Source organism: Coprococcus sp. OM04-5BH (assembly GCF_003482105.1).
Classification (GTDB): domain Bacteria; phylum Bacillota; class Clostridia; order Lachnospirales; family Lachnospiraceae; genus Coprococcus.
Map to the genome: position 1 here is coordinate 26,164 of NZ_QULM01000008.1, position 17,712 is coordinate 43,875.

Sequence of the window (17,712 nt, forward strand, 5' to 3'; positions counted from 1 at the left end):
TGTTCCTACATGACATAGAAACGGAAGCTCCTAATGGTATACAAAATTAATTTATTCTAATTAATCTTATTACTTGTTAGCGATTGCAGCCTGAGCAGCAGCAAGTCTAGCGATTGGTACACGGAATGGTGAACATGATACATAATCAAGACCAATCTTGTGGCAGAACTCAACTGATGAAGGATCTCCACCGTGCTCACCACAAATACCAATGTGAAGGTTTGGATTAACTGGCTTACCAAGCTTAACAGCTGTATCCATAAGCTTACCAACACCTGTCTGATCAAGCTTAGCAAATGGATCGTTCTCGAAGATCTTAGCGTCATAGTAAGCATTTAAGAACTTACCAGCGTCATCTCTTGAGAAACCGAATGTCATCTGTGTTAAGTCGTTTGTACCGAAGCAGAAGAAGTCAGCTTCCTTAGCGATCTCATCAGCTGTAAGAGCAGCTCTTGGAATCTCGATCATTGTACCAACTTCGTACTTAAGCTCTACGCCAGCAGCAGCGATCTCAGCGTCAGCTGTCTCAACAACTATCTTCTTAACGTACTTAAGCTCCTTAACCTCACATACAAGTGGGATCATGATCTCAGGCTCAACTGTCCAATCCGGATGTGCCTTCTGAACTTCGATAGCTGCACGAATAACAGCCTTTGTCTGCATCTTAGCGATCTCTGGATATGTTACAGCAAGACGACATCCTCTGTGACCCATCATTGGGTTGAACTCATGAAGTGAGTTGCAGAGAGCCTTGATCTCGTCTACTGACTTATTCTTAGCCTTTGCAAGCTTCTCGATATCAGCTTCCTCTGTAGGAACGAACTCATGAAGAGGTGGATCAAGGAATCTGATAGTAACAGGGTTGCCCTCAAGCGCCTCATAGAGTGCCTTGAAGTCATTCTGCTGATATGGAAGGATCTTCTCAAGAGCCTCTTCTCTCTCTTCTACTGTATCTGAGCAGATCATCTCACGGAATGCTGCAATTCTTTCTGGATCGAAGAACATATGCTCTGTACGGCAAAGACCGATACCTTCTGCACCAAGCTCACGAGCCTTCTTAGCGTCTGCTGGTGTATCAGCATTTGTTCTAACCTTAAGTGTTCTGTACTTATCAGCCCATGCCATAACACGACCGAATGTACCAGCGATCTGAGCATCAACTGTCTTGATAACTCCATCGTAAATATTACCTGTTGTACCATCGATTGAGATGAAATCTCCCTCGTGGAACTCCTTACCTGCAAGTGTGAACTTCTTGTTCTCCTCATCCATGATGATGTCACCACAACCTGATACACAGCATGTACCCATACCACGGGCAACAACTGCAGCATGTGATGTCATACCACCACGAACTGTAAGGATACCCTGTGCTGACTTCATACCTGTGATATCTTCTGGTGATGTCTCAAGACGAACAAGTACAACCTTCTCTCCTCTTGCAGCCCATGCCTCAGCGTCATCTGCTGTGAACACGATCTTACCGCAAGCAGCACCTGGTGAAGCGCCAAGACCCTTGCCCATTGGTGTAGCTGCCTTAAGAGCTGCTGCATCGAACTGTGGGTGAAGAAGTGTATCAAGGTTACGAGGATCGATCATAGCAACTGCCTCTTCCTCTGTCTTATGTCCCTCATCAACAAGGTCACAAGCGATCTGAAGAGCTGCCTGAGCTGTTCTCTTACCATTTCTACACTGAAGCATGTAAAGCTTCTTGTTCTCAACTGTGAACTCCATATCCTGCATGTCATGGTAGTGATTCTCAAGTGTCTCACAAACCTTAATGAACTCTGCATAAGCGTCTGGGAATTCCTGCTCCATCTGAGCGATTGGCATTGGTGTACGAACACCGGCAACAACGTCCTCACCCTGTGCGTTGATAAGGAACTCACCCATAAGCTTCTTCTCACCTGTTGCAGGGTCACGAGTAAATGCAACACCTGTACCAGACTCATTGTTTAAGTTACCGAATACCATAGGCATTACGTTAACTGCTGTACCCCATGAATAAGGGATATCGTTATCTCTTCTGTATACGTTAGCTCTTGGGTTATCCCATGATCTGAATACGGCTTCGATAGCGAGCTTTAACTGCTCTACTGGATCTGAAGGGAAGTCTGATCCTAACTGGTTCTTGTACTCAGCCTTGAACTGCTCTGCAAGAGTCTTAAGATCTGCAGCTGTAAGTTCTACGTCAAACTTAACACCCTTCTCTTCCTTCATCTTATCGATAAGCTGCTCGAAATACTTCTTACCAACTTCCATAACAACGTCTGAGAACATCTGGATGAAACGTCTGTAAGAATCGTATACGAAACGCTCAAATGCTGGATCTGGGTTACCAGCGATCATAGCAGCAACAACTTCGTCATTAAGTCCAAGGTTAAGGATTGTATCCATCATACCAGGCATTGATGCTCTGGCACCTGAACGTACAGAAACAAGAAGAGGATTCTTTAAATCTCCGAACTTCTTACCATTGATCTCTTCCATCTTCTTAACGCCTTCCATAGCCTGAGCCATGATCTCATCGTTAATCTTACGTCCATCCTCGTAATACTGTGTACAAGCCTCTGTTGTAATTGTGAATCCCTGTGGAACCGGAAGACCGATAGCTGTCATCTCAGCAAGGTTGGCACCCTTGCCGCCGAGTAAGTTACGCATGCTCATATCGCCTTCGCTAAACATATAAACCCACTTGTTTGCCATTTGTAATATACCTCCTAAGTACTGTTAATATATTTCTGCAGTGCAGACAGCGAAAAGTCCACACCACGCTGTGATAATTATACCATACGAGCATATAGTATATCAAACTATTTTTAAAGTATTTTTCACAAAGTTGTAATAAATAAGAGCAGCAACCATTTGAATTTGCCTACGGCAAGGGTTGCTGCAGCGTAACGATGTCATAGACATCATTACAATAAATAAGAGCAGCAACCATTTGAATTTGCCTGTTTGGTATCGCCCCCTCATATTATGGGTAACGCCCCCTCGTTTACACTCGGCGGCAAGTCGATTGTGCCATTCCAATATGCGTTTTCAACGCATGGTCACAATCTCTCGGCGGCATTTCGTCAGCACCATTCTAAATGTGTCTTCGACACTTGGCGCTTCCTACGGCAAGGGTTGCTGCAGCGTAACGATGTCATAGACATCGTTACAATAATAAAAACAGGTGCGAAAGCTCACACTCTCACACCCGTATTTAGATATACATTTACTAATTTTTTATCAGACCGATAGATGTTTTCAGATAAAATCATCTCCACTTTTACAGCCAGCCATATTTAATATAAAGCTGTCTTTACCTGTTTCACATCATCTCCCGAAGCATATTTATGCCTCTACTGAATCTATAGCTTTCTTGAGGATATCAAGCCCTGCGATCAGATCCTCATCTGAAATGATAAGAGGTGGCATGATCTTGATGACCGCATTGTCACGGCCGGCTCTCTCTATTACAAGTCCCTTCTTGAATGCACTTGCTGTGATGGCACCTGCTGTAGCATCATCCTTAACCTCAACGCCCCAGAGAAGTCCTATACCTCGGGTTGCAACTACATTTGGATCTCCGTTCATGTTCTTCTCAAGATACTCTCTTACGATCTCACCCTTACGCCTTGTCTCTGCCTCAATGTTGTTGTCAAGCATGAACTCAAGTCCTGCCTTGGCAGCTACCATTGAAAGCTGGATACCTCGGAATGTGCCTGAGTGCTCACCCGGCTTCCAGAGGTCATACTCCGGCTTGAACATTGCAAGACCCATAGGGAACGGATAACCGCCTATGGACTTGGACAGTGAGAACATATCAGGCTTGATACCTGCTCTCTCAAATGAGAAGAATGTACCCGTCCTTGCACAGCCAACCTGAACATCATCAACCACCATAAGTATATCATTCTTGTCGCAGAACTCGCGGAGTGCCTTAAGGTATTCTACTGAGAATACATTTACACCGCCGTCTGCCTGTACTGTCTCGATAAATATTGCTGCAGGCTTCTCCACTCCTGAATGATCGTCATCAAGAAGTGTCTGCATGAACTTGATGGTATCAAGCTCAGGGAACATGTATGGTGCCGGAATGTGATACACATTGTCAAGACCAACCCCTGCACCTGCACGGCTTGCAGCATCACTTGTAAGTGATATTGAACCGAGAGTCATTCCATGGAAACAGCCCATGTATGCCCAGATCATCTCTCTCTTCTTAACCTTACGGGCAAGCTTTAAAAGTGATTCTACTGCGTTAGTTCCGGTAGGACCAGCAAACATGATCTTATAGTCAAGTCCTCTTGGCTCAAGAACCTTCTTCTCGAAGAACTCAATGAATTCAGCCTTTGGTGCTGTCATCATATCGAGAGAATGCATTATTCCGTCATTCTGGATGTAATCGATGACCTTTTCCTTTATATAATCGTTGTTGTGTCCGTAATTCAGGGCACCTGCGCCTGCGAAGAAGTCTATATACTCCTTGCCGTTCTCATCATACATCTTGGCTCCCTTAGCCTTTGTGAATATCTCCGGAAAGCTTCTGCTGTATGATCTTACATTTGCCTCGTATTCTGAAAATAATTCTTTACTATGCATTTTAATGCCTCCTGTAAAACGGGGGTCCGGCAAAACCGGGCACACCATCAATTAAAATTCTAACTTCTTCTCAAAGTATGCCTTAAGGTCTTCTATCTTTATTCTTTCCTGCTCCATGGTGTCTCTGTCTCTTACTGTAACGCAGCCATCTGTCTCTGAATCAAAGTCATATGTTACGCAGAACGGAGTACCGATCTCGTCCTGTCTTCTGTATCTCTTACCAATATTTCCTCTGTCATCGTACTCACAGTTGAAGTACTTTGAAAGCTCTGCATAGACCTTCTCAGCACCCTCGTTAAGCTTCTTTGAAAGTGGAAGCACACCAACCTTAACAGGTGCAAGTGCAGGATGGAAATGAAGTACTGTACGAACATCAGGCTTCTCTTCTGTTCCGATGTTCTCTTCGTCATATGCTGCACAGAGAAATGCAAGTGTTACACGGTCTGCACCAAGTGATGGCTCGATAACATAAGGAATGTACTTCTCCTTCTTCTCATCATCGAAGTAATCCATAGGCTCACCTGATGTATTCTGGTGCTGTGTAAGGTCATAGTCTGTTCTGTCAGCGATACCCCAGAGCTCGCCCCATCCAAATGGGAATAAGTACTCGATATCTGTTGTACCCTTGCTGTAGAAGCAAAGCTCCTCAGGTGAATGGTCACGAAGTCTCATCTCATCTTCCTTGATACCAAGGGCAAGGAGCCAGTCACGACAGAAGCCTCTCCAGTACTGGAACCACTCAAGGTCTGTACCAGGCTCGCAGAAGAACTCAAGCTCCATCTGCTCAAACTCTCTTGTTCTGAATGTGAAGTTACCAGGTGTAATCTCATTTCTGAATGACTTACCTATCTGTCCGATACCGAATGGAATCTTCTTTCTTGATGTTCTCTGAACATTCTTGAAATTGACAAATATACCCTGAGCTGTCTCAGGTCTCAAATATACTGTATTCTTGGCGTCCTCGGTTACACCCTGGAATGTCTTGAACATAAGGTTGAACTGTCTGATACCTGTGAAATTGTGCTTTCCACATGTTGGACACACAATGTTGTTGTCATTTATATAGCTCTCCATCTGCTCATTTGTCCATCCGTCAACTGAGCCCTCGATGGTTACACCATGCTCTGCCATGTAATCCTCAATAAGCTTGTCTGCTCTGAATCTCTCATGGCATTCCTTACAATCCATAAGAGGATCAGCAAAGCCGCCAAGATGTCCTGACGCAACCCATGTCTGTGGATTCATAAGTATCGCACAGTCTACACCTACGTTATAAGGATTTTCCTGGATGAATTTCTTCCACCATGCCTTCTTAACATTGTTCTTAAGCTCAACACCCAGATTACCGTAATCCCATGTATTTGCAAGGCCACCATATATCTCTGAACCCGGATATACAAATCCTCTGTTCTTGGCAAGAGCCACTATTTTGTCTAATGTCTTTTCCATATCGTCCTCCATGAATTTTGTATTATACTAATTATGGTTATTCCGGCATAAGGTAATATAACCTGCCTTATCCGAATCATTTTACCTTTAAACAGTTATTTTTTCAAGTTAAAGTTTCTATAACTTCAAGGGAATTGAACTTCTTTCCTATGTGGACATCATAAAACCTCGCTGTGATGTTCTCAAGCTCCTCAAGAACCTCGTCCTTCACAGTGAAATTATAGAGAGTTCCAAACTTCTGTCCGTTTATATATTTCAGTGTATAGACACAGGCGTCACTTACAGCTATGTTGTGCATTGTTCTTCCTGCACAGTGAATGCACACCAGACCTCCTGCCTCTGCACTGAATATGCCGGAGGGCTCATTTCCACATACGGGACAGTGATAGCTCTGTATTCCCTGTCCGAACACATCAAGCATTTTTATCTCGAATATGACCCTTATGAGCTTTGGCGAGATCATGGCTTTCTTAAGAGCATTTAGACTCACAAACAGCAGATTAAGATAATCTGTGCTCCGCTCCCCCTCTCTTGTGAAGTATGACATGACCTCACAGAAATAAGAACCATAGCAGTACTTCTCCATGTCGTATGTAAGCTCATGAAAATATTCCTTAGCTTCCACACTCTTAAGCGTGTAGGCATCCCTGCCCTCATACAGGGTAAATTCTCCCATGACAAATAACTGGGTCTTGGAGACCAGCTGATTATTCGATTTTCTTACACCTCTGGCAAATGCAGTTATCCTGCCCCTCTCCTTGGTAAGTATCACAAGTCTCCTGTCATACTCACCTACAAGGCTCATGGCCAGAACGATTCCCTGCAGTACAACCTCATCCCTCATATATTATTCATCTGCATGATACCCGAAGTTCTTAAGAAGGGTATCTGTATCTCTCCAATCTTTCTTTACCTTGACCCACAGCTTAAGATTGACCTTTGCGTCTAAAAGCCTCTCCATTCCGTAACGGGAATGGGTTCCTATCTTCTTAAGCATCGAGCCCTGTTTTCCTATTATTATCCCCTTATGGGAATCTCTTTCGCATATGATGGTGGCATTAATATCTATGATACCACCCTCAGTCCTCTCCTTCATGGAGTCAACCACCACGGCAATACCGTGTGGGATCTCCTTGTCAAGCTGTCTTAATGCCTGCTCTCTTATGAGTTCAGCCACGATCTGTCTCTCTGGCTGGTCTGTAATAGTATCCTCATCATAGTACTGAGGTCCGTATGGAAGATATTTTAACAATGTATCTATAAGCTCATCTGTATTGCTTCCGTTAAGTGCCGACACCGGTACGATCTCAGCGAAATCACAGGCATTCTTATAGGTGTCTATAGCCTTGAACACATCCTCATCGGACACCTTGTCTATCTTATTTATAACAACTATTATAGGTGTCTTCACCCGTTTGAGCTGATCTATGATATATCTCTCACCGGCTCCGATAAAGGTGGTGGCTTCAACTATCCACATAACAAGATCAACCTCATTTAAGGTTCCCTCTGCCACCTTTAACATATATTCTCCAAGCTTGTTCTTGGCTCTGTTTATACCCGGAGTATCAAGGAACACTATCTGTCCCCTGTCACAGGTATATACTGTCTGTATCCTGTTTCTTGTGGTCTGTGCCTTGCTGCTGGTTATGGCTATCTTCTGACCTATAAGCTGGTTCATAAGGGTTGATTTCCCAACATTTGGTCTGCCTATTATAGCAACGAATCCCGACTTGTAATTCTTCATATTTGTATCTACCATATTCTGTGTTTCACCTTTTCTATGATCTCCTCTGACCATCATACCATAATTCCCATTGCTGCTTAAGACGATGGTCAGATCATCTTTTCATTTTATAATTATAATTTCTTACCGTTTTATCTTCCAGTCTGTAACAATATTACCGAAGTTCTCTCCGGCCTCCTGGATCTTGTCCTCACCGCCGATGGCACATATTATGCCGCTGTCTGTAACAGCCTTAACATAAGGTGCAAGTGCCCTTATCTTCTCATTTGTAACAGAAATGACTTCATCTCTTTCCTTCTGCAGCATTTCGTCTGTCAGACCTGCTATATAGCATATGAAGCTGAAGGTTCCTTCTGAATCCGGAGTCATAGGTGCGTCAAGCTTGGCAATAGCACCTATTATATACTTGGTCAGGTCTCTCTCGTCAGCGTCGAAGCTTTCCACATATTTGTAGGCTTCCTTGTATATTTCATAGGTGCTCATAAGGTTAGGATCCCTGTAGGAAGTAAGGTAGCTCATTCCCGATCTTCCAAATGAACACATGCTGCCGTAAGCTCCACCCTTTACTCTTACATTTATCCAGAGATAGTCATAGGAGAATATCACCTGCAATACGTTTAATGCGCCTGTATAGGTAAGTCCCGCCTTACTGAAATCTCCTGCAAGAGCCACATACTGTACCTGGCTGGCGGTCTTAAAGCCCTCGTTTCTTACCTCGGTCTCTATGTCTCCTGTCCTGTTACATGAAGGCTCAGTGCTTATGCTTCCTATGAAGCCTGTAATACTGTCCTTAAGGCAGCTTATGTCCTTATCACCTGTATACGAAATTATAAGTCTGTCCTTCTTTAACACCTCGGCAAGAACAGCCTTAAACTTTTCTATAAGCTCATCAGCCTTTTCATCAAAATGCTCGTCAAGATCCACAAGGAAATTATAATATCCTATGCCCTCTGTCATATCCTTATAGGCTGAATACTTTGATATATAGCTCATGGCACGGGTTGCTGTGGTCAGATGTCCTGAAGATGTAAGTTCCGAATTAAGCCCCGCCTTCTCCTCTGCGATGATCTCCTTCAGACGCTTCTTATCATCAAGCTTGGAGCCGAATATTATCTCCTTTACTATGTCGATGGCTGTGTCAAGCTTCTCATAAAGTGCCTTTGTCTTTATGGCAAAATATGACACAGCTGCCGAATTGTCTACCTTCGGAACTATCCCTGTAAGGAATGCTATACCGCCTGTGTGGAAATCGATCTCATCAGCCAGATCTCCGTAGCTGTGCTTATCCGTATCAACATATTTGAAGACATCTGCAAGCAGTGTTGCATATGGATATAATGACACATCAAGGCTCTCTGTCTTAAACATAAATTCAAGATATCCGATACCATTTGTGAATATATCATGGCATACAGCGGTAACTCCGTCTATATCAGTAACATCATTCTTAAGCTTTCTTGCCTTCTTCTCAATATCCGAAATATTAAGAAGAGGAACTGTCATAAGCTCTTCCCTTGTGGATGGTATCTCCTGGTATCTCTTAAGCTCCTTTGTGGATGTGATAATCTCCTGAAGCTCTGCCTCGGTAAACCTCGCCTTCTTCTCAGCAAGCTCACGCTTCTCATCCTCATCCATCTTCTTTGCAAGACCTCTTTCAGGCTCTAATACTATAAGGGTTCCGAAGCTGTTATCCCCCAGTGTATTCCAGAGCAGTTCCTCGAAGTAGCCTGTATCTATCTCATTCTTAAGCTCAGTGTACACGTCATTCATCTCAAAAACGCTCAGGGCTTCTGCGTCATCATAAAGCCATGTGCCGAAGGCGTCCAGTCCCATCATAAGCCCCTTTGGAAATCTTCCGAAGTTTCCTTCCTTGTGCTTAAACTCAAAGTTATTTATAGCTGCCTCCAGGGACTTGTGGCTGAGGGTCGGTGCCTTGCCGTTTCTTCCGCAGAGCTCTGCTATGGTGTCATCTACGGTCTTTACAAATATATCCTTTTTATCCGGATCTGAATTTTTTATTATAATTGCAAATATTGCCTGTCTTATCTCATTGTCAAATGAAGAAAAGCTGTCCTCACATATACCTGCATTTGTAAGTGCCTCCTTAAGAGGTGCTCCCGGTGCGTCCATAAGGGCATACTCAAGCACTGACAGAGCTGTCATCTTCTTCTTGTCAACGCTTCTTCCAACCACATGGTTGTAGGCAATATATGTCTTTCTTGAAATATCCTCGTTATCTGCCACAGAATATCTGGCATTGATCTCCTGTATGCTGTCATACGGCTCCTGTATACCTATCTCTGAATCTACAAATTTATAGTCATAGTGACTCAGATACTCTCTGTCGATATAGTCAAGCTCCTTCTCCATATCACAGTCACCATATATATAAATGTAGCTGTTGGATGGATGATAATACTTACTATGGAAATCAAGAAATCTCTCCTGGGTAAGGGTAGGGATATACTTAGGATCTCCGCCTGAATCCTTATCATACGGTGTATCCTTAAGAAGTGACGCTTCGATCAGTCTGTTCAATAACTGTTCCGGAGATGAATACACACCCTTCATCTCGTTGAACACAACGCCGTTGTATTTAAGCTCACCGTCAACGGAATCCAGTTCGTAATGCCAGCCCTCCTGTCTCATGATCTCTGTCTTCTCATATATGTTCGGATAAAATACCGCATCAAGATATACCTTCATGAGATTTTCAAAATCTGTTGTGTTGCAGCTTGCCACCGGATATACAGTCTTGTCCGAGTAGGTCATGGCATTTAAGAAGGTATTAAGGGAGCCCTTCGCCAGCTCTACAAATGGATCCTTAACCGGATACTTCTTTGAGCCGCACAAAACCGAATGTTCAATTATATGAGGTATTCCGGAATCATCATAAGGTGGGGTCCTAAAACCGATATTAAACACCTTATTCTCATCATCATTTGAAATTATAAGCACTCTTGCCTTTGTCTTAATATGCTCAAGTATATATCCTGTTCCGTTTACCTCAGGAAGTTCCTTCTCAGTCACTATCTTATAACTCTTTAAACTCTTGATATCCTTCAAATTTTCTTCTCCTTACACTATTATTCTGATTTCTATCTTTTCAGGGCGAATGCCTCAGGCAGTAATTCCTCCACCTTATACACCCTGTAATCCTCTTCTGATACAGCCACTATAATAACAGTATCTCCATCTGCGAACTCACTTATAACCTGTCTGCATATTCCGCAGGGATAAGCATACTCCAATTCATCTCCTGTCTCATATCCTCCTGTTATGGCAATGGCTCTTATAAGCCGCTCCCCTTCACTGACCGCCTTGAATATGGCTGTTCTTTCTGCACAGTTTGTGGCTCCATAGGTGGCATTCTCAATATTACAGCCACTGTACATGCTTCCGTCACCTGTATATACGGCAGCTCCAACCTTGTAGCCGGAATATGGAGCATATGCACGATTTCTTGCCTCCAGGCTTTTTTTGATAAGCTGTTTTATGATTTTTTCTTCTATCATGCACCCACACTTCCTTTCCCTGTATACACCCTGTTTATTCTAACACATATTATATGTTTTTTCACTATATCATGAACTTCGTTCATGATCGCCCTTCGCCGCTCCCGATGAATAAGCTGCGCTTATTCCCGCTCGCTAACGCTCATTATATCATATCAAACTGTAAATATAAAAAAATAATCGGCATAACAGAGATAAAACATACTTTGCGAGTTTTATCCGCTGATCAGTGGTCATCAAATGCAAGCATGTCGCACTTGACTCGTTGCCATAACAAAAAACCGGGCGGCAGGAAAATTCCCGAACCACCCGGTCTGTAATTTTTTTTATTAATTTCTGTTCTGGGACAGGCTGATATTACATCATACCCATTCCGCCACCCATGCCACCTGCTGGCATAGCCGGAGCGTCTTCCTTGATATCAGCAACAACCGACTCTGTTGTAAGGAGTGTTGAAGCAACTGATGTTGCATTCTGTAATGCACTTCTTGTAACCTTAACAGGATCAATGATACCTGCATCTATCATGTTCACATACTCTTCCTTGTAAGCGTCGAAGCCGATACCTGCTGCTGACTCTCTTACCTTGTTGATGATAACTGAGCCTTCAAGACCTGCATTTGCAGCGATGTGATAAAGCGGAGCTTCCATAGCCTTAAGAACCACCTTAGCACCTGTCTTCTCATCACCCTCAAGGGTATCAGCAAGCTCTGCAACCTTCTTTGCTGCGTGGATGTAAGCTGATCCACCACCTGAGATGATACCTTCCTCTACTGCTGCTCTTGTAGCATTCAAAGCGTCTTCCATACGAAGCTTAGCTTCCTTCATCTCTGTCTCTGTAGCAGCACCGACTCTGATAACTGCAACTCCACCGGCAAGCTTGGCAAGTCTTTCCTGAAGCTTCTCCTTGTCAAATTCAGAAGTTGTCTCCTCAAGCTGTGACTTGATAACATTTACTCTGCCTGTTATATCTTCCTTAGCACCGTAACCATCTACGATAACTGTTGTTTCCTTTGTAACCTTAACGCTCTTAGCACGGCCAAGATCTGTAAGCTGTGTTTCCTTAAGATCATATCCAAGCTCTTCTGTGATAACCTTGCCACCTGTAAGAACTGCGATATCCTGGAGCATTTCTTTTCTTCTGTCACCATAACCAGGAGCCTTAACAGCACATACCTGGAATGTTCCTCTTAACTTGTTGAGGATTATTGTTGTAAGAGCCTCGCCCTCGACGTCCTCTGCGATAATCAACAGCTTTGCGCCACTCTGCATAATCTGTTCGAGTACCGGAAGAATATCCTGTACGTTGGAAATCTTCTTATCTGTAATAAGGATATATGGGTTATCAAGCTCTGCAACCATCTTCTCCATATCTGTTGCAAGATAAGCTGAAACATAACCTCTGTCAAACTGCATACCTTCTACAAGATCCAGCTCTGTCTTCATTGACTTAGACTCTTCGATTGTGATAACGCCATCATTTGAAACCTTCTCCATAGCGTCAGCAACCATCTGACCTACTTCTTCATCACCAGCTGAAATTGACGCAACCTTTGCGATCTGCTCTTTTCCTGTGATCTTCTCGCTCATCTCTGAGATTGAAGCAACCGCTGCGTCACATGCCTTCTTCATTCCCTTTCTGAGAACGATAGGATTTGCTCCTGCTGCCAGGTTCTTCATACCTTCATTGATCATTGCCTGTGCAAGAACTGTAGCTGTTGTTGTACCATCACCTGCAACATCATTTGTCTTCGTTGCAACTTCCTTGACGATCTGTGCACCCATATTCTCGAATGCATCCTCAAGCTCTATATCCTTTGCTATTGTAACACCATCATTTGTAATAAGCGGTGAGCCGTAAGACTTTGAAAGTACTACGTTTCTTCCTTTAGGTCCAAGTGTTACTCTTACTGTATCTGCTAACTGATTTACTCCTGCTTCCAATGCCTTTCTTGCTTCAGCACCATACTTTATTTCCTTTGCCATTCTGTTTTACCTCCAATGTTGTTCAATCTGATAATTTAATACTCTTAAATTAATCTTCAATTATTGCAAGAATTCCGTCCTGTTTGATAACTATGTACTCCGTATCCTCAAGCTTGATCTCTGATCCGGCGAACTTCTGGTAGATTACCTTATCGCCAACCTTAACTTCCATTGGTACAAGCTTGCCGTCAACTACTGCACCAGGACCTACTTCTATAACTTCTGCATACTGTGGCTTTTCCTTTGCCTGGCCAGGAAGTATGATTCCTGACTTAGTTGTCTCTTCAACTTCTGCCTGCTTTAATACTACTCTGTCTCCAAGTGGTTTTAACTTCATGATTTATATTCCTCCTAAAACATTTTTTCGCTCTTACTTTTAGCACTCACAAAGCTTGAGTGCTAACACAATTATTATTGTATTCATTTTCAGAAAAAAATCAACCCCCTAATTCTAAAAAAAGAATAAATATTAAAGGTTAAGGTTATTTCTCGCATAATCGAACAGATACTGCTGTGCGTAGCCTCCATATTCGCCAAATCTCTTCACTGCAAATTCCTCTATGACGCTCTTCTTAGTATCCTTTCCTTCAAAGTACATCTGCTCGCAGATCCGTTTCATCCACACGTCCACAGGAAATGCTTCACGTCTTCCAAGTCCGAACAACAGCACGCAATTTGCCACCTTTTCACCTACACCTTTAATCTGCATTAACACCTGCCTTGCCTCATCTATTGGAGCAGTTCGTAAGATAACTTCATCCAGACATCCGTCTGTATATGCCTTACATGCATTCTTTATGTATGGCGCACGAAATCCCATTTTACACTCCCTTAAGGCCTCCTCGCTCACCTCATTTAAGACCTCCGGATCCGGAAATGTGTAAAATGTCTCACCATTATATCCTATGACCGGTTCTCCGAAATTATGCGAAATATTTTTCACTATCTGCTTTATCTGGGTTATCTGTTTGTTCTGGGATATTATAAATGAGATCAGGGTCTCAAAAAAATCCTGGTTCAATATCCTTATCCCCGGCTTCTGTTCAACCGCACACACAAGCTTGTCATCTGCCAGGCACACGCACCTCTTTATCTCGCTGTAGTCCCTGTCCATATCAAAGTAGTTCTTCCAAACCTTCTCATAGGTATCAATATCTGTGTTGTACAGTATGACCTTATCTTCCTCCTGTTTAACATGGACAGGTCTCTTAAATGCCATAATGTCATACTCTTCCTCATCTGTTTTTCTGAAGTTAAAGCACTGCCCGCACTCCATGGTCTGGGACAGCACAAAATCCTTCACACCCGTGATCTCAACCCGGTCTTTATACTCTTTTGTATCCATAAATGTTTCCTCATCAATTTTTCTAATGCTCTTACTCTGCTTATTATATGCCACAGCACCCTCCATGGCAAATAATTCTGTTGTTCCCGAAACATACCATTCTTCCGGTTTTCTCATGGCAAATACCGGATAATATGATATAATGAGCGTTAGCGAGCGGGAATAAGCGCAGCTTATTCATCGGGAGCGGCGAATGGCGATCATGAACGAAGTTCATGATATAATGCAAAAAAATCAGAAGGGAAATATACCATATGGCTGAACAGATCTATACCATACCTGTAAATGACGCATTTGACAGCGGCTGCGAATGTCCTGTCTGTGCAATGAACAGGGAACTGGAGAACAATGCAATCGAATATACCATGGGGCCAAGCTACATGGAGGATGACAACCGGGCGCTTACAGACAAGATGGGCTTCTGCCCTCATCACACAAGACTTTTGTATGCCCAGAAGAACCGTCTTGGACTGGCACTTATGTTAAAGACCCACACAGACAAGACCATAAAGGAAATGAAAGAGCTGGCAGCCAAGGGTCCTGCCCCTAAAAGCTCCTTCTTCGGAAAAAGCCAGACAGAAGCACCTGTTGTGGAATACATTAAGGAGCTTGAGAGCACCTGCTTTATATGTGACCGCATGGAGCAGATGTTTGACAGATATATAGACACCATATTCCATATGTGGAAAAAGGACCCCGGTTTTCCTGAGAAATTCAGATCCTGCAAGGGCTTCTGCACATACCACTACGGACTTCTCTACGAGAAAAGCAGTGACAAATTAAAGGGTGACAACCTTACTTCCTTTATAGACGCACTGAATAATGTCTACTTTGATAATATGGAACGGGTGAACGAGGACATAAGCTGGTTCATAGATAAGTTTGACTACAGATACAAAAATGATCCCTGGAAGAACTCCAAGGACGCCCTGCCGAGAGGGATCATAAAAACAGCCCACACCATTATCGATAACTAAAAGCGGCAAAGAACATTTGGTCCGCTGCCATAACAGCGGCAAAGCACGCAGGCATATTCCACTTAACTCATTGCCATAACAAAAAAAGATTATGGAAAACCACAAAAGCTATTAAGCAATCACGTTTTCCATAATCTTTTTTATTTTATTTCAGGATCTCTCATCCGAAGATGACTTCGGTCTAATTGTATTGTACCGATCGGTTTTCACTCCATGTTTTTATTATTTTCCCGGCTTGTATGAGCTCTTAAGGGAAACAATCCTGTTGTATACAGGATGATCAGAAGTTGAATCCTTAGAGTCAAGACAGAAGAAGCCGTTTCTTACAAACTGGAAGGCTTCACCAGGCTTAGCCTCTGCAAATGTCTTCTCAAGCTTACATCCCTGCTTAACAACCAGTGAATTAGGGTTAAGGTTCAATGAACCATCCTCGTTGAGCTTACCCTTCTCTTCATCTACGATATTCTCGTAAAGTCTTACCTCTGCGTCTATAGCCGACTCTGCTGATACCCAGTGGATAGTACCCTTTACCTTACGGGCATTGAAGCCTGAGCCACTCTTCGTCTCCGGATCATAGGTACAGTGTACTGTTGTGACATTTCCGTTTTCATCCTTCTCACAGCTTGTACATGTAACAAAGTATGCATTCATGAGACGGACCTCGTTTCCAGGGAACAGTCTGAAATACTTCTTTGGAGGCTCCTCCATGAAATCGTCACGCTCAATGTAGAGATACTTTGAAAATGGTATCTGTCTTACACCCGCTGCCTCATTCTCCTGGTTATTTGCTGAATCAAGCATTTCAACCTGATCCTCAGGATAGTTATCTATAACAAGCTTGATAGGATCTACTACAGCCATGTATCTGTTTGCCTTAAGCTTAAGATCGTCTCTTACACAGTACTCAAGCATTGCGTAGTCAACTGAACTGTTACTCTTTGAAATTCCCACAAGCTCCATGAACTTCTTTATTGAATCGGCTGTAAAGCCTCTTCTTCTTAAGGCTGCGATGGACACAAGTCTTGGATCATCCCATCCATCAACAATTCCGTCCTCAACGAGCTTCTTGATGTATCTCTTACCTGTTATAACATTTGTAAGGTATAACTTGGCAAATTCGATCTGCTTTGGTGGATTCTCGTACTCAAGCTCCCTTACAACCCAGTCATAAAGAGGTCTGTGATCCTCAAACTCCAATGTACAGATTGAATGTGATACTCCCTCAATAGCATCCTCAATAGGATGAGCGAAATCGTACATAGGGTAAATGCACCATTTATCACCGGTATTGTGGTGAGTCATTCTTGCAACTCTGTAGATAACAGGGTCACGCATGTTGATGTTAGGTGACGCCATATCGATCTTGGCTCTTAATACCTTGCTTCCGTCAGGATACTCACCATTCTTCATACCCTCGAAAAGCTCAAGGTTCTCTTCTATGGATCTGTTTCTATACGGACTTTCCTTACCGGGCTCTGTAAGAGTTCCCCTGTACTCACGGATCTCATCTGCCGACAGATCACATACAAATGCCTTGCCCTTCTTTATAAGCTTAACAGCGGCTTCATACATCTGATCAAAATAATTTGAAGCAAAGAATACCCTGTCTCCAAAATCAGCTCCAAGCCACTTCACATCCTCAAGGATCGACTGTACGAACTCTGTCTTCTCCTTTGTAGGGTTTGTGTCATCAAATCTGAGATTAAACTGTCCGCCGTATTCCTTTGCCAGACCATAGTTTAAAAGTATTGATTTTGCATGACCGATGTGAAGGTATCCGTTTGGCTCAGGTGGGAAACGTGTTACAACCTTCTTTACCTTTCCCTCTGCGAGATCCTTCTCGATAATCTGTTCAATGAAATTCTTTGACATTACTTCTTCTGCCACTGTAAGTTCCTCCTATAATTACTTATATGGTATCCATATAATTTTAATCATATATTTTAAATAAATATAATTTACATTCTTTGTGTTGACAAAAAGTCATATTTACTATATATTATCACTTGGTATTTATAAAAGCTACTATAGCTCAGGTGGTAGAGCGCCACATTGGTAATGTGGAGGTCACGGGTTCGACTCCCGTTAGTAGCTTTTTTTTTG

Annotated in this window: 12 protein-coding genes and 1 tRNA gene; 2 read left to right on the forward strand and 11 right to left on the reverse strand. The window is 43.0% G+C overall.

From position 1 onward, the window contains the following. Nucleotides 1–69: 69 nt before the first annotated feature. The 10 genes from ppdK to DXB54_RS11665 all read right to left on the reverse strand — a co-directional run bounded on the left by ppdK (nt 70) and on the right by DXB54_RS11665 (nt 14,749). Nucleotides 70–2,706, reverse strand: a complete 2,637-nt coding sequence (ppdK, locus tag DXB54_RS11620; RefSeq protein ID WP_118695271.1) for a pyruvate, phosphate dikinase — start codon at nt 2,704–2,706, stop codon at nt 70–72. A 633-nt stretch (nt 2,707–3,339) separates the two neighbouring features. Next, the gene (locus DXB54_RS11625) at nt 3,340–4,590 is read right to left on the reverse strand and encodes an aspartate aminotransferase family protein (protein WP_118695272.1); all 1,251 of its coding nucleotides are present in this window, start codon (nt 4,588–4,590) and stop codon (nt 3,340–3,342) included. A gap of 51 nt (nt 4,591–4,641) precedes the next feature. Beyond that, nucleotides 4,642–6,039 carry a glycine--tRNA ligase gene (locus DXB54_RS11630; protein WP_021939353.1) on the reverse strand — a complete coding sequence of 466 codons (1,398 nt, stop codon included), beginning with the start codon at nt 6,037–6,039 and terminating at the stop codon, nt 4,642–4,644. 103 nt (nt 6,040–6,142) lie between these two features. Then, complete coding sequence (recO, locus tag DXB54_RS11635) at nt 6,143–6,883, reverse strand: DNA repair protein RecO (protein ID WP_118695273.1); 741 nt, start codon at nt 6,881–6,883, stop codon at nt 6,143–6,145. A gap of 3 nt (nt 6,884–6,886) precedes the next feature. Then, nucleotides 6,887–7,801: a GTPase Era gene (era, locus tag DXB54_RS11640; protein WP_021939351.1), complete on the reverse strand. Its 915-nt coding sequence runs from the start codon at nt 7,799–7,801 to the stop codon at nt 6,887–6,889. A 108-nt stretch (nt 7,802–7,909) separates the two neighbouring features. Continuing rightward, entirely contained in the window at nt 7,910–10,852 is a 2,943-nt protein-coding gene (locus DXB54_RS11645) for an insulinase family protein (protein ID WP_118695274.1), read from the reverse strand. A gap of 32 nt (nt 10,853–10,884) precedes the next feature. Then, nucleotides 10,885–11,301: a cytidine deaminase gene (locus DXB54_RS11650; protein WP_118695275.1), complete on the reverse strand. Its 417-nt coding sequence runs from the start codon at nt 11,299–11,301 to the stop codon at nt 10,885–10,887. 357 nt (nt 11,302–11,658) lie between these two features. After that, nucleotides 11,659–13,287: a chaperonin GroEL gene (gene groL, locus DXB54_RS11655; RefSeq protein WP_118695276.1), complete on the reverse strand. Its 1,629-nt coding sequence runs from the start codon at nt 13,285–13,287 to the stop codon at nt 11,659–11,661. 49 nt (nt 13,288–13,336) lie between these two features. After that, the gene (locus DXB54_RS11660) at nt 13,337–13,624 is read right to left on the reverse strand and encodes a co-chaperone GroES (protein ID WP_021939347.1); all 288 of its coding nucleotides are present in this window, start codon (nt 13,622–13,624) and stop codon (nt 13,337–13,339) included. Nucleotides 13,625–13,756: 132 nt separating this feature from the next. After that, the gene (locus tag DXB54_RS11665) at nt 13,757–14,749 is read right to left on the reverse strand and encodes a DNA-3-methyladenine glycosylase family protein (protein WP_243104808.1); all 993 of its coding nucleotides are present in this window, start codon (nt 14,747–14,749) and stop codon (nt 13,757–13,759) included. Nucleotides 14,750–14,886: 137 nt separating this feature from the next. On the opposite strand from DXB54_RS11665, the gene DXB54_RS11670 reads away from it, so the two are divergent. Then, on the forward strand, nt 14,887–15,609 hold the full coding sequence (locus tag DXB54_RS11670) for a DUF6062 family protein (RefSeq protein WP_118695277.1): 723 nt from the start codon (nt 14,887–14,889) through the stop codon (nt 15,607–15,609). Nucleotides 15,610–15,831: 222 nt separating this feature from the next. Here DXB54_RS11670 and DXB54_RS11675 read toward each other — a convergent pair whose 3' ends face one another. Next, nucleotides 15,832–17,481, reverse strand: a complete 1,650-nt coding sequence (locus DXB54_RS11675) for a glutamine--tRNA ligase/YqeY domain fusion protein (RefSeq protein WP_118695288.1) — start codon at nt 17,479–17,481, stop codon at nt 15,832–15,834. A gap of 149 nt (nt 17,482–17,630) precedes the next feature. Here DXB54_RS11675 and DXB54_RS11680 point away from each other — a divergent pair. Then, nucleotides 17,631–17,703, forward strand: a tRNA-Thr gene (locus DXB54_RS11680). Nucleotides 17,704–17,712: the final 9 nt, after the last annotated feature.